The organism is Burkholderia sp. R-40 (assembly GCF_049942845.1).
Classification (GTDB): Bacteria; Pseudomonadota; Gammaproteobacteria; order Burkholderiales; family Burkholderiaceae; genus Burkholderia; species Burkholderia ambifaria.
In genome coordinates, this window is record NZ_CP187967.1 from 2,108,384 (window position 1) to 2,122,776 (window position 14,393).

A 14,393-nucleotide genomic window follows, 5' to 3' on the forward strand; every position below is an offset into this window, starting at 1 on the left:
TTGCGGGCTTCGCCGTGCCGTCACGCGGGGCCCGTCAGTCGTTGAATCCGCGTCCGGCCGCCGCCCGCTCGACGATCGACGGCGCGAGCTGCCACGCGTCGCCGTTCGGCGCGGCCGCGTAGCGGCGGATCGCCCGCTCGACGTTGTAGAGGCCTACCATGTCCGCGTACAGCATCGGGCCGCCGCGCCAGAGCGGGAAGCCGTAGCCGGTCAGGTAGACCATGTCGATGTCGGACGCCTTCGACGCGATCTTCTCCTCGAGAATCTTCGCGCCTTCGTTGACGAGCGCGAACACGAGCCGCTCGACGATCTCGTCATCGCCGATCTTGCGCCGCTCGACGCCGCGCTCCTTCGAATACGCGACGACCATCTCGTCGACAAGTGCCGACGGCTTCGCCTTGCGATCGCCCGGCACGTAGTCGTACCAGCCGCCGCCCGTCTTCTGGCCGAAGCGGCCCAGTTCGCACAGGCGGTCGGCGATCTTCGAATACTGCAGATCGGGCTTCTCGACGTAGCGGCGCTTGCGGATCGCCCACCCGATGTCGTTGCCGGCGAGGTCGCTCATCCGGAACGGGCCCATCGCGAAACCGAACCTCTCGATCGCACGATCGACCTGCGCGGGCAGCGCGCCTTCCTCGAGCATGAAGAGCGCCTGGCGGATGTACTGCTCGATCATCCGGTTGCCGATGAAGCCGTCGCACACGCCCGACACGACCGCCGTCTTGCGGATCTTCTTGGCGACCGCCATCACGGTCGCGAGCACGTCCTTCGCGGTCTGCGCGCCGCGCACGACCTCGAGCAGCTTCATCACGTTCGCGGGGCTGAAGAAGTGCATGCCGACCACGTCCTGCGGACGCTTCGTGAACGCGGCGATCTTGTCGACGTCGAGCGTCGACGTGTTCGACGCGAGAATCGCGCCCGGCTTCGCCACGGCGTCGAGCTGGCCGAACACCTGCTCCTTCACGCCGAGCTCCTCGAACACGGCCTCGACGATCAAGTCCGCGTCCTTCAGGTCGTCGTAGGACAGCGTCGGCGTGATCAGCGCCATGCGCGCGTCAAGCTTCTGCTGCGTGAGCTTGCCCTTCTTCACCTGCCCGTCGTAGTTCTTGCGGATCGTGGCCAACCCGCGCTCGAGCGCGTCCTGCTTCGTCTCGAGCAGCGTGACGGGCAGGCCCGCGTTGATGAAATTCATCGCGATCCCGCCGCCCATCGTGCCCGCGCCAATTACGCCGACGCGGCGGATCTCGCGCACCGGCGTATCGGCCGGCACGTCGGGAATCTTGCTCGCCGCGCGCTCGCCGAAGAATGCGTGCCGCAGCGCGCGACTTTCCGGCGTCATCATCAGCGCGACGAAGCCCTCGCGCTCGGCCGCGCTGCCCTTGTCGAAGCCGTTCAGCACGCCGGCTTCGATCGCGTCGATGCACTTGTGCGGCGCGGGGAAATTCGGCGCGGCTGCCCGCGCCGAATTGCGCGCGAACTGGATGAAACCCGCGGCGTTCTCGTGGACGATCTTGCGATCGCGCACGCGTGGGTGCGGCCCCTTCTGCGCGCCGACCTTGCGCGCGAACGCGACGGCCGCGTCGAGCAGGTCGCCGTCGGCCATCGCGTCGAACAGCCCGCTGTTCGCGAGTTGCTCCGACGGCACCGGGGCGCCCGACACGATCATGTTCAGCGCGGTTTCGAGGCCCACCGCACGCGGCAGCCGCTGCGTGCCGCCCGCGCCCGGCAGCAGGCCGAGCTTCACTTCGGGTAGCGCGATCTGCGCACCGGGCGCCGCGACGCGATAGTGCGCGCCGAGCGCGAGCTCCAGCCCGCCGCCCATCACGACGCTGTGCAGCGCCGCGACGACCGGCTTCGCGCTCGCCTCCACCGCGCGAATCACGGTGTGCAGCGTGGGCTCCTGCAGGGCCTTCGGGGTATTGAATTCGGTGATGTCGGCGCCGCCCGAGAACGCGCGGCCGGCGCCCGTCAGCACGATCGCCGTGACCGACGCGTCCTGCAGCGCGCGATCGAGCGCGTCCATGACGCCCTGGCGCGTCGACAGGCCGAGCCCGTTGACGGGCGGATTGTTGAGCGTAATGACGGCCACGCCGTCGCGAGTCGAGTAATCCACTGCCATCTGCCTGCCTCCATGCATCGCGCGCCGGGGTGGCTGCGCTTCATTGTGCGCGGTCGAACGGCCGCATGTCCGGATCGAACGGAGGCAGCATACAACGAAAAAGCACGGTCGTTCAATTTGAATTTTCTTCGATCCGGGGGCCGGATCGAGCGACCGCGTGACGGACTACGTGGCGGACCGTGGCCGGCCCTGGCTTACGGCTCGCCGACCGCCGTCGGCAGCACGTAGTCGCGGAACGTCTCGCGCAGCTTCAGCTTCTGCAGCTTACCGGTCGCGGTGTGCGGCAGCGATTCAACGAACACGACGTCGTCGGGCACCCACCACTTCGCGACCTTGCCCTCGTAGAACGCGAGCAGCGCGTCGCGGGTGAGGTTCGCCCCCTCGCGCGGCACCACGACGAGCAGCGGACGCTCGGTCCATTTCGGGTGCGCACAGGCGATGCAGGCGGCTTCGGCCACGCCTGGGTGCGCGATCGCGACGTTCTCGATGTCGATCGAGCTGATCCACTCGCCGCCGGACTTGATCACGTCCTTGCTGCGGTCGGTGATCTGCAGGAAGCCGTCCGGGTCGATCGTCGCGACGTCGCCGGTGGGGAACCAGCCGTCCGACAGCGGCGACGTGTCGCTCCTGAAGTAGTGATCGATCACCCAGGGCCCACGCACCTGCAGTTCGCCGAACGCGACGCCATCCCACGGCAGTTCGCGGCCGTCGTCGCCGACGATGCGCATGTCGACGCCGCAGATCACGCGCCCCTGCTTCTCCAGCAGCCGGCGCTGCGTGTCGAGCGGCCGCTGCGACTGCGCCCAGTTCAGCTTCGCGAGCGTGCCGAGCGGCGACAGCTCGGTCATCCCCCACGCATGGATCACACGCACGCCGTATTCGTCCTCGAACGTGCGCAGCATCGCGGGCGGGCACGCGGAGCCGCCGATCACCGTGCGGTTCAGCGTCGAGAAGCGCACGCCGGCCTCGCGCATGTAGTTCAGCAGCCCGAGCCACACGGTCGGCACGCCCGCGGAAAACGTCACGCGTTCGGCCTCCATCAGTTCGTACAGCGACTTGCCGTCGAGGTCCTTGCCGGGCAGTACGAGCTTGCCGCCCGTGAGCGGCACCGCGTACGGCAGCCCCCACGCGTTCACATGGAACATCGGCACGACGGGCAGCACGGCGTCCAGCGCCGACAGGTTCATCGCGTCGGGCAGTGCGGCGCCGTATGCGTGCAGCACCGTCGAGCGATGCGAATACAGCACGCCCTTCGGATTGCCCGTCGTGCCCGACGTGTAGCACAGGCCCGACGCCTGCAGCTCGTCGAGGCGCGGCCAGTCGTAGCGGCCGTCTTCGGCGTCGACGAGCGTTTCGTAGCACAGGTACGGCAGCGCGCCGGACGGCACGTGCGCGGCGTCGGTCATCGCGATCCAGCCCTTCACGTGCGGACACTGCGGCGCGAGCGCATCGACGAGCGGCGCGAAATTGATGTCGAAGAAAACGTAGCGGTCTTCCGCGTGATTGACGATGTAGGCGATCTGCTCCGGAAAGAGGCGCGGATTGATCGTATGGCACACGGCGCCCATTCCGCCGATCCCGTAATACGCCTCCAGGTGCCGGTAGCCGTTCCAGGCCAGCGTGCCGACGCGATCGCCCGATTCGACGCCGAGCCGGGCGAGCGCCTGCGCGAGGCGCTTCGCGCGTTGCTCGCAGTCGCGGTACGTGTAGCGATGCAGGTCGCCTTCCACGCGCTTCGACACGATCTCCGTGTCGCCCGCATAACGCGCGGCATGCGCGATCAGCGACGACACCAGCAACGGCATGTCCATCATCTGGCCCAGCAACGGCTTACCCATCGTCTTGTTCTCCCGGAAGGACGCGAATCGGTGACCAGCCTTGAAGCGGTGCGCCGGCTTGCGGCCCGTCCACGGCCGGACGGGCGTCGCGCAACGCACGCGGGCCGCCATGCGGGCGGCGCGGCGCCGCCTTACAATATCGGCTTACCCAGAGGCGCTCAACATGTCGTTTTCCCGAAGCGCAGCCGATGCGGCTGACACTCTCCCCGACCTCGCCGCCACGCTCGGCGCGCCGGCCCTTGGCGCGTTCGTCACGCTCGGCGACGCGTTTCATACGCGGCTGCCGGCCGCGCCGCTGCCCGCGCCGTACGTCGTCGGCTGTTCCGACGAAGTCGCGCAACTCCTCGGCCTGCCGGCATCGTTCGCCACCCAGCCCGGCTTCGCCGAGCTGTTCGCCGGCAACCCGACGCGCGACTGGCCGGCGCACGCACTGCCGTACGCGTCGGTGTATTCCGGTCACCAGTTCGGCGTGTGGGCCGGCCAGCTCGGCGACGGCCGCGCGCTGACGATCGGCGAACTCCCCGGCACCGACGGCCGGCGCTACGAGCTGCAGATCAAGGGCGGCGGCCGCACGCCGTATTCGCGAATGGGCGACGGCCGCGCGGTGCTGCGTTCGTCGATTCGCGAATTCCTGTGTTCCGAAGCGATGCATCACCTCGGCATCCCGACCACGCGCGCGCTCACGGTGATCGGCTCCGACCAGCCGGTGGTGCGCGAGGAGATCGAGACGTCGGCCGTCGTCACGCGCGTGTCGGAGAGCTTCGTGCGCTTCGGCCACTTCGAGCACTTCTTCTCGAACGATCGCCCGGACCTGTTGCGCCAGCTCGCCGATCACGTGATCGACCGCTTCTATCCGGCGTGCCGCGACGCCGACGATCCGTACCTCGCGCTGCTCGAAGCCGCGACGCTGCGCACGGCCGACCTCGTCGCGCAATGGCAGGCCGTCGGCTTCTGCCACGGCGTGATGAACACCGACAACATGTCGATCCTCGGCCTGACGATCGACTACGGCCCGTTCGGCTTCGTCGACGCGTTCGACGCGAATCACATCTGCAACCACTCCGACACGAGCGGCCGCTACGCATACCGGATGCAGCCGCGCATCGCGCACTGGAACTGCTACTGCCTCGCGCAGGCGCTGCTGCCGCTGATCGGGCTGCAGCACGGCATCGCCGACGACGATGCGCGCGCCGAGCGCGCGGTCGACGACGCGCAGGCCGTGCTCGCGAAGTTTCCGGAACGCTTCGGCCCCGCGCTCGAACGCGCGATGCGTGCGAAGCTCGGCCTCGAGCTCGAACGCGAGAACGACGCCGAACTTGCGAACAAGCTGCTCGAAACGATGCACGCGAGCCATGCGGACTTCACGCTGACGTTCCGCCGGCTCGCGCAGCTGTCGAAGCGCGACGCGAGCCGCGACGCGCCGGTGCGCGACCTGTTCATCGATCGCGACGCGTTCGATGCGTGGGCGAACCTCTACCGCGCGCGGCTGTCCGAGGAGACGCGCGACGACGCGGCCCGTGCGGCCGCGATGAACCGCGTGAACCCGAAATACGTGCTGCGCAATCATCTGGCCGAAGTCGCGATCCGGCGCGCGAAGGAAAAGGACTTTTCCGAAGTCGAACGACTCGCGCAGGTGCTGCGCCGGCCGTTCGACGAACAACCAGAACATGAAACTTATGCGGCATTGCCGCCCGACTGGGCCGGGTCGCTCGAAGTGAGCTGTTCGTCGTGACCCGCACGACCCGACCGACCGATCAGGAGAACTCCCACATGTCACACGATACCGACGATAAAACCTACCCGTACCAGAAGGACGACGGCGAGCTGCGCCGCCGGCTCACGCCGATGCAGTACGAGGTCACGCAGCATGCGGCGACCGAGCGCGCGTTCACCGGCGAATACACCGACACTGAAGACGCCGGCATCTACAAATGCGTCGTCTGCAGCACGCCGCTGTTCGAATCCGGCGCGAAATTCCATTCGGGCTGCGGCTGGCCCAGCTATTTCAAGCCGCTGAACGGCGAGGTGATCGACGAGAAGATCGACCGCACGCACGGGATGGTGCGCGTCGAGGTTCGCTGCAACCATTGCGGCGCGCATCTCGGCCACGTGTTCGAGGACGGCCCGCGCGACAAGACCGGTTTGCGGTACTGCATCAATTCGGCTGCGTTAAACTTCGAGTCCCGACCCGAAAACGAATGAGCGGCGCCGGACGGATCGGTCGGACAGCCTTGCCGGCTGCGCCGATCCCGGACGGTGTCGCCTGGCGGGTCCCCACAACGGTGAAAGGCCGCGCGCTGCGGTCTTTCACGCAGCTGCGAGCGCCATGAAATTCCTGTTCGATCTGTTTCCGATCATCCTGTTTTTCGCCGCCTTCAAGGTCTGGGGCATCTTCACCGCCACCGCCGTCGCGATCGTCGCGACCCTGGCCCAGGTCGCGTGGGTCGCCTTCCGGCACCGGAAGGTCGACACGATGCTGTGGGTCAGTCTCGGCGTGATCGTCGTCTTCGGCGGCGCCACCCTCGTCCTGCATGACGAAAAATTCATTCAATGGAAACCGACAGTGCTGTACTGGTTGTTTGCGATCGGGCTGCTCGCCGCACGCTATGCGTTCGGCAACAACCTGATCGAGAAGATGATGGGCAAGCAGCTCACGCTGCCGCATCCCGTGTGGGACAAGCTGAACGTCGCGTGGGCGCTGTTCTTCGCGGTGCTCGGCGTCGCGAACCTGTACGTGGTGCACAACTACACCGAATCGCAGTGGGTGAACTTCAAGCTGTTCGGGACGACGGGCGCGATGGTCGTGTTCATCATCCTGCAGAGCCTGTGGCTCACGAAGTACCTGAAGGACGAATGACATGACCGACGCCTTTCTCGACGCCTTTCTTGACGCCTCGCCCGACGAGCGCATCGCGCTGATCGAAGCGCGCCTGACCGCCTCGCTCGCGCCGCTGTCGCTCGCGGTGCGCGACGACAGCGCGCAGCACGCGGGCCACGCCGGCGCGGCCGCCGGCGGCCACTACACGGTCACGATCGTGTCGGCCGCATTCGCGGGCAAGCCACGCGTGGCGCGGCACCGGCTGGTGTATGATGCGCTCGCTGATGCGATGCAGCGCGGCATTCACGCGCTCGCGATCGTCGCTTATACGCCCGAAGAATTCAACGAATCTTCAATCTAGTCTCAACAGGAATTCCCGATGATCCTGAAATCCCCCCGCCTGTGGGTCGCGGCGGCTGCTTTGGCAGCGGCACCGGCATTCGCCCAGAACATCGCCGTCGTGAACGGCACGCCGATTCCGAAGTCGCGCGCCGACGCGATGGTCGCGCAGCTCGTCCAGCAAGGTCAGACCGACAGCCCGCAACTGCAGCAGGCCGTGCGCCAGGAACTCGTGAACCGCGAAATCCTGATGCAGGAAGCGATCCGCGAAGGCATCCCGAACCGTCCGGACGTGAAGGCGCAGGTCGCCGTCGCGCAGCAGACGGTCGTGCTGCGCTCGATGATCGAGAGCTTCCTGAAGAAGAACCAGCCGACCGACGCGGAAGTGAAGGCGCGCTATGACGAGCTCGTGAAGGGTGCCGGCGGCAACCGCGAGTACCACCTGCATCACATCCTCGTCGAAAGCGAGCAACAAGCGAAGGACCTGATCGCGAAGATCAAGGGCGGCGCGAAGTTCGAGGATCTCGCGAAGCAGTACTCGAAGGATCCGGGTTCGGGCAAGAATGGCGGCGACCTCGACTGGTCCGATCCGAAGGCGTACGTGCCGGAATTCGCGGCGGCCGCGCAGAAGCTGCAGAAAGGCCAGATGACCGACACGCCGGTGAAGACGCAGTTCGGCTGGCACATCATCCGTGCCGACGACATCCGCGACGTCGCCCCGCCGCCGTTCGATCAGGTGAAGGCGCAGATCGCGCAGCAGATCGTGCAGCAGAAGCTGCAGGCGTTCGAGGAAGGCCTGCGCCAGCAGGCGAAGATCCAGTAACGTCGGCGACACTCGCCCATCCAAGGCCGCTCCCTGTGAGCGGCCTTTTTTCATGCACGCTTGGCGGCTGCGGCACACGCCGCGCCGGCTGCGGTCGACCCACGCGTTGCGGCCGGGATGCATATGGATACGGCTCGCGGCCCTGCCCGAACGCGCAAAGAAAAAGCCGCTTCTAAGCGGCTTCTTTTCGGAACGGCGGGATCCGGGATCCTGTTCGGACAGCGCGGCGAACCGCTATGCGGGATAGAACGCAGTGTGATAGCGGACCGCACCCGACGGCCGCGGCGCGGCTTCGTCGAACGCCAGCGCGAGGAAATACTCGCGGGGCGCATCCGCGAACACGAGATCGCCTGCCGGCAAGAAACCGAAACGCGCGTAGTACGCGGGGTCGCCGAGCACGACACAGCCGTGCGCACCAATGCTCTGGCGCCGGCATTCGGGCCGCACCGCGAGCGGCCCGAGCCCGTACCATGCGTGGCTGCCGGCCGGCGCGCCGCCGATCGACACTGGCGAGAACGCGACGTGACCGACCACGCGCTCGTCGCGCTCCGCGACGAGCGACACGGCGAGCGCACCATCCGCGCGCAGCGCGTCGACGATCTGCCGCTCGAGCTGCCCATGCTGCGGTTCGTCCGCGAACGCGGCCACGATCACGCGACCGATCGCATCGACGTCGCTGGCGCGTTCATCGCGCAGCGTGACGATCTCGACCGGTGCGTGCGGATCGAACATCAGCCGATCCAGCGGCGCGCGTTACGGAACACGCGCATCCACGGGCTCGCTTCGTCCCAATCTTCCGGATGCCAGCTCATCGTGACCGTGCGGTGCACGCGCTCCATGTGCGGCATCAGCACCGAGAAGCGGCCGTCGGCCGTCGTGACCGACGTGATGCCGGCCGGCGACCCGTTCGGGTTGAACGGATAGCGCTCGGTCGCTTCGCCGCGGTGGTCGATGTAGCGCATCGCGACCGCGACGCGATCGATGTCGCCCTGCTGCGAGAAGTCCGCATAGCCTTCGCCGTGCGCGACCGCCACCGGAATCCGCGAGCCTTCCATCCCCGCAAAGAAGATCGACGGCGACTTCTCGACTTCGACGAACGAGAAGCGCGCCTCGAACTGCTCGGACTTGTTGCGCGTGAACTTCGGCCACGCCTCGGCGCCCGGAATCATCGACGCGAGGCTCGACAGCATCTGGCAACCGTTGCAGATGCCGAGCGCGAACGTGTCGGGGCGCGCGAAGAACGCCGAGAACATGTCGGCGAGGTTCGCGTTGAAGCGGATCGTCTTCGCCCAGCCTTCGCCGGCACCCAGCACGTCGCCGTACGAGAAACCGCCGCACGCCACCGCGCCCGCGAAATCAGCGAGCGTCGCACGGCCCGCGAGCAGGTCGCTCATGTGCACGTCGTGCGCGTCGAAGCCCGCGCGGTCGAACGCGTACGCCGTTTCGAGGTGCGAGTTCACGCCCTGCTCGCGCAGGATCGCGACGCGCGGGCGTGCGCCCGTCGCGATGAACGGCGCGGCGATGTCGTCGGCCGGATCGAACGTCAGCACCGGCGAGATGCCCGGGTCCGCCGCATCGAGCAGCGCGTCGTATTCGGCGTCCGCGCAAGCCGGGTTGTCGCGCAGGCGCGCGATGCGCCAGCTCACTTCGCCCCACGCACGATGGAGTTCGGCGCGCGGCGCGTCGAAGATCTTCTTCGCATCGCGGTACACCTCGATTACGTCGCGGTCGTTGACCGTGCCGATCACGTGCGAGCACGCCGACAGGCCGAACTCGCGCAGCGCGCCGAGCACCGCGTCGCGATCGGCCGTGCGCACCTGCACGACGGCACCGAGTTCTTCCGAGAACAGCGCGCGCAGCGTGCGATCCTCGCGACGGCCGCTCGTCTGCTTCGCCCAGTCCTTCGCGTCGCCGTAGTCGGATTCGTGATTCGGGTCGAGCGTCAGCATGTCGACGTTCAGCGACACGCCCGCGTGACCCGCGAACGCCATTTCGCACACCGTCGCCCACAGGCCGCCGTCCGAGCGGTCGTGGTACGCGAGCAGCTTGTCTTGCGCGTTGAGCGTCTGGATCGCGTTGAAGAAGCGCTTCAGGTCTTCCGGATCGTCGACGTCCGGCGTCGCGTCACCGACCTGCTGCGTGACCTGCGCGAAGATGCTGCCGCCCATCCGGTGCTTGCCGCGGCCGAGATCGATCGCGATCAGCACGCTGTCGCCCGCGTCGGCGATGCGACGCAGTTGCGGCGTCAGGTGGCGGCGCACGTCCTCGACCGGGGCGAACGCGGAGATGATCAGCGACACCGGCGACACCACTTCCTTCGCGACGCCCTGCTCGTCCCACTTGGTCTTCATCGACAGCGAGTCCTTGCCGACGGGAATGCCGATCCCGAGCGCCGGGCACAGCTCCATGCCGATCGCCCGGACCGTATCGAACAGCGCGGCGTCCTCGCCGGCCGTGCCGCACGCCGCCATCCAGTTCGCCGACAGCTTCAGCTTGTCGAGCGACGCGATCGGCGCGCTCGCGATGTTCGTGATCGCCTCGCCGACGGCCATGCGGCCCGATGCCGGCGCGTCGATCACCGCGAGCGGCGTGCGCTCGGCCATCGTCATCGCCTCGCCCTTGAAGCCCGCGTAGTCGAGCGCGGTCACCGCGCAGTCGGCCACCGGCACTTGCCACGGGCCGACCATCTGGTCGCGCACCGACGTGCCGCCGACCGAACGGTCGCCGATCGTGATCAGGAACGACTTGCTGCCGACCGTCGGGTGCTTCAGCACGTCGACCGCGACTTCCGACAGCGCGATGCCCGTCACGTCGACCGGCGCGCGCTCGGTGGCGACGCGCGTGACGTCGCGATGCATGCGCGGCGGCTTGCCGAGCAGCACTTCCATCGGCATGTCGACCGGGTATTCGTCGGCGCCCGATGCTTCGTCGTCGACGAGCTTCAGCTGGCGTTCGTCGGTCGCGACACCGACCACTGCGAACGGGCAGCGCTCGCGTGCGCAGATCGCCTCGAAGCGCGGCAGGTCGGCCGGCGCGATCGCCAGCACGTAGCGCTCCTGCGCCTCGTTCGACCAGATTTCGCGCGGCGACAGGCCCGATTCCTCGAGCGCGACCTTGCGCAGTTCGAAGCGCGCGCCCTTGCCCGCGCCATCGACGATCTCGGGGAACGCGTTCGACAGGCCGCCCGCGCCGACGTCATGGATGCTCAGGATCGGGTTTTCCGCGCCGAGCTGCCAGCAGCCGTTGATCACTTCCTGCGCGCGCCGCTCGATTTCCGGGTTGCCGCGCTGCACCGAGTCGAAGTCGAGTTCAGCCGTGTTCGCGCCGGTCGCCATCGAGCTCGCCGCGCCGCCGCCCATGCCGATCCGCATGCCGGGGCCGCCGATCTGGATCAGCAGGGAGCCTGCCGGCACGTCGTGCTTGTGCGTATGCTGATCCGCGATGTTGCCGAGGCCGCCCGCGATCATGATCGGCTTGTGATAGCCGCGCACCTGACCGTCGACGTTCTGCTCGTACACGCGGAAGTAGCCGCCGAGGTTCGGACGGCCGAATTCGTTGTTGAACGCGGCGCCGCCGAGCGGGCCGTCGATCATGATCTGCAGCGGCGACGCGATGCGGTCCGGACGGCCGTACGGGCCGTGCACGTCGTTCGGGTTGCGCTCGCCGAGCGGCTGCGCCGCGTCGCGGGCGTTTTCCCACGCCTGGCGCGCGCCGGGCAGGTCGAGGTTCGACACGGTGAAACCGGTGAGGCCGGCCTTCGGACGCGCACCGCGGCCCGTCGCGCCTTCGTCGCGGATCTCGCCGCCCGCGCCGGTCGCCGCGCCCGGGAACGGCGAGATCGCCGTCGGGTGATTGTGCGTCTCGACCTTCATCAGCGTGTGCGTGAGCTCGGTGTGGCGCCCATAGCGCTCACCCGGCTCGCCGGCCCCGCCCGCGTTGCGCGGGAACCAGCGCTCGGCTTCGGCGCCGACCATGATCGACGAGTTGTCCGAATACGCGACGATCGTGCCCTGCGGGCTCAGCTTCTCGGTGTTGCGGATCATCGCGAACAGCGACATGTCCTGCGGCTCGCCGTCGATCGTCCACTGCGCGTTGAAGATCTTGTGGCGGCAGTGCTCGCTGTTCGCCTGCGCGAACATCATCAGCTCGACGTCGGTCGGGTTGCGTTCGAGCTTGCGGAACGCGTCGACCAGATAGTCGATTTCGTCATCGGCGAGCGCGAGGCCCAGCTCGACGTTCGCGCGCTCGAGCGCGGCGCGGCCGACGCCCAGCACGTCGACGGTCGCGAGCGGCTTGGCCGGCAGTTCGTCGAACAGGTGCTTCGCGTCGTCGCGCGCGGCGACCACGCTTTCGGTCATCCGGTCATGCAGCGCGGCCGCGACGGCTGCGCGCGCGTCGTCGGACAGCGCCTTCTTGCCGCCGAGCAGGCCCGACTTCAGCGTGACCGTGAATTCGACGCCGCGCTCGATGCGACGCACCTGCGTGAGGCCGCAGTGCTGCGCGATGTCGGTCGCCTTGCTGGCCCACGGCGAAACCGTGCCGAAGCGCGGCAGCACGACGAAGGTCTCGGTCGCGCCCTTCTCGGCCGCCGGCTCGAACGGCGCGCCGTAGTGCATCAGCGCGTCGATGCGGGCGCTGTCGTCGGCCGACAGCGGCTCGGCCGCATTGACGAAGTGCAGGAACTGGCCGCGCACCGCGACGATGTTGGCGTCGATTTGCCTGAGCGTGTCGAGCAGACGGGTTTGACGGAAATCGGAGAGGGCCGAAGCGCCGGGAAAACACGAGAAGTGAGCCATGGGCTGGACTGACGTCGATGAGTCGCGCGAGGTGGCGACGTGGGGCGAAAGGAAGGCCGTAATTATACCCGGAAGTCGGTCGTCCCAGACCGGCCGATCGGGACCCGTCGCGCACCGCGACGGTGCACCGCAATCCGCCGCGCCCGCCTCCCCGAGCCGCCCGCCCATCCGCCCGCCGGGCCGGCGTGCCCGGCCGCGGCAGCCGGCGGCCGCCCGATGGCGGAACTGGATGGGCTCGCGTGGCGCCGGTTCGCGCGCTTTTGGCGCTATCATTCCCGGTTCACCGGGCCGGGGGCCCGTCAGCGAATTCTCACCGGGCGGCTGCGCGCCGCCCGTCATCGAAGCAATCCATGGATGTCATCGTCATCGGCGGCGGACTCAGCGGCGTCGCCACCGCCTACCAGCTGCGTGCGGCCGGCCATCGCGTGTGCGTGGTCGAGCGCCACGCGACCGTCGCGCAGGGTGCGACCTACGGCGACGGCGGCGCGCTGCTGCCGAGCCCGCTCGACGTCTGGTTCGGCCCCACCTTCATGCATCAGCGCCAGCCGCGCGACACCGGCATCGTGTACAAGCCGGGCCTGAACGGCGGCGTGCGCCGCTTCGTGAAGCAGCTCGCGGCGCTGCGCGAGCCCGACGCATTCGTCGCGCAGTACGCGCGGCTGCGCCCGCTGATCGACGCGTCGCGCGAGTCGCTCGCCGACATCGAGGCGCGCTTCCAGCTCGAATTCGAGCAGAAACCGGGGATCCTGCACGTCGTGCGCGACACGCGCGACTGGGACGCGCTGCAGCCGGCGCTCGACCTGCTGCGCACGCTCGACCAGCCGTACCGGGTGCTCACCGCCGACGAATGCGCGGCACTCGAGCCGTCGGTGCCGGCCGAGCCCGGCTTCGCCGGCGGCGTGCTGCTCGAGGCCGAGCGCACCGGCAACTGCCCGCTGTTCGCGAAGCTGGTCAAGCAGACGCTCGACGAGCACGGCGTGCAGTTTCGCTTCGGCGCGGACGTCGCCGCGATCCGCGTCGACACCGGCCGCGCCGCGGTCGAGCTCGCGCCGCCGGCCGGCGGCCGGCACGCGACGAAGGCGCACGAGGTCGACGTGATTTCGGCCGACGCGATCGTGGTCGCCGCCGGCGCCGGCAGCCTGCCGCTGCTGGAGCGGCTCGGCTGGCGGCTGCCGCTGCATCCGGTGCGCGCCCACACGCTGACCGCGCCGGTCGCGTACGAAGAACATGCGCCGCACCTGAGCGTCGTCGATTCGATCAAGCGGATCTCGATCACGCGCACCCACCAGCGGTTGCGCATCGGCGGCGGCGGCGTGCTGCAGAGCGTCGCCGACACCGCGAAGCCGCTCCCCGAGCCGTTGTCCGAGGCCGCGCTCGCGCTGCTCGGGCAGGCCGTCCACGACTGGGTGCCGGGCGCCGCAAAGATTTCCGCCGCGCTGTCGTGGCAAGGCACGCAGCTGCTGTCGCCGGACGGCCTGCCGGTCGTCGGTCCGACCCCGCATCCGCGCGTGTTCGTCAATTTCGGCCACGGCCCGGCCGGCTGGGGCCTCGCGTGCGGGTCTGCTAAAGTGGTGACCGACTGCGTGGGCGGCGCCGCGCAGCAGTGGCCGGCCGACACGCTCGCCGCGCTGAGCGCCGCGCGCTTCACGACCTGACCGCC

Annotated in this window: 10 protein-coding genes; 6 read left to right on the top strand and 4 right to left on the bottom strand. The window is 68.6% G+C overall.

Annotation, left to right across the window (positions count from 1 at the left end; genetic code table 11):
• Positions 1-34: 34 nt before the first annotated feature.
• Positions 35-2,119 carry a 3-hydroxyacyl-CoA dehydrogenase NAD-binding domain-containing protein gene (locus tag ACP26O_RS09770; protein ID WP_175664848.1) on the bottom strand — a complete coding sequence of 695 codons (2,085 nt, stop codon included), beginning with the start codon at positions 2,117-2,119 and terminating at the stop codon, positions 35-37.
• 194 nt (positions 2,120-2,313) lie between these two features.
• Entirely contained in the window at positions 2,314-3,957 is a 1,644-nt protein-coding gene (locus ACP26O_RS09775) for a 3-(methylthio)propionyl-CoA ligase (RefSeq protein ID WP_175664849.1), read from the bottom strand.
• A 163-nt stretch (positions 3,958-4,120) separates the two neighbouring features.
• Between ACP26O_RS09775 and ACP26O_RS09780 the strand changes: the two genes are divergently transcribed.
• From ACP26O_RS09780 to ACP26O_RS09800, 5 genes are all read left to right on the top strand, one after another.
• Positions 4,121-5,689, top strand: a complete 1,569-nt coding sequence (locus ACP26O_RS09780; RefSeq protein ID WP_175664850.1) for a protein adenylyltransferase SelO — start codon at positions 4,121-4,123, stop codon at positions 5,687-5,689.
• 38 nt (positions 5,690-5,727) lie between these two features.
• The gene (gene msrB, locus ACP26O_RS09785) at positions 5,728-6,159 is read left to right on the top strand and encodes a peptide-methionine (R)-S-oxide reductase MsrB (protein ID WP_175664851.1); all 432 of its coding nucleotides are present in this window, start codon (positions 5,728-5,730) and stop codon (positions 6,157-6,159) included.
• Between the two features lie 124 nt (positions 6,160-6,283).
• Positions 6,284-6,814 (top strand): septation protein A, encoded by a 531-nt coding sequence (locus ACP26O_RS09790; RefSeq protein ID WP_006753406.1) that lies wholly within the window; start codon positions 6,284-6,286, stop codon positions 6,812-6,814.
• Position 6,815: 1 nt separating this feature from the next.
• Positions 6,816-7,136, top strand: coding sequence for a BolA family protein (locus ACP26O_RS09795; RefSeq protein WP_175664852.1), 321 nt, complete (start codon positions 6,816-6,818; stop codon positions 7,134-7,136).
• A gap of 18 nt (positions 7,137-7,154) precedes the next feature.
• Complete coding sequence (locus tag ACP26O_RS09800; RefSeq protein WP_175664853.1) at positions 7,155-7,937, top strand: peptidylprolyl isomerase; 783 nt, start codon at positions 7,155-7,157, stop codon at positions 7,935-7,937.
• A 234-nt stretch (positions 7,938-8,171) separates the two neighbouring features.
• Here ACP26O_RS09800 and ACP26O_RS09805 read toward each other — a convergent pair whose 3' ends face one another.
• Together ACP26O_RS09805 and purL are read right to left on the bottom strand one after the other, a co-directional pair.
• Positions 8,172-8,669, bottom strand: coding sequence for a GNAT family N-acetyltransferase (locus ACP26O_RS09805; protein ID WP_426356237.1), 498 nt, complete (start codon positions 8,667-8,669; stop codon positions 8,172-8,174).
• The gene (purL, locus tag ACP26O_RS09810) at positions 8,669-12,733 is read right to left on the bottom strand and encodes a phosphoribosylformylglycinamidine synthase (RefSeq protein WP_175664854.1); all 4,065 of its coding nucleotides are present in this window, start codon (positions 12,731-12,733) and stop codon (positions 8,669-8,671) included. The genes ACP26O_RS09805 and purL overlap by 1 nt, the downstream gene beginning before the upstream one ends.
• 350 nt (positions 12,734-13,083) lie before the next feature.
• On the opposite strand from purL, the gene ACP26O_RS09815 reads away from it, so the two are divergent.
• Entirely contained in the window at positions 13,084-14,388 is a 1,305-nt protein-coding gene (locus ACP26O_RS09815; protein WP_175664855.1) for an FAD-dependent oxidoreductase, read from the top strand.
• The last annotated feature ends 5 nt before the right edge of the window (positions 14,389-14,393 follow it).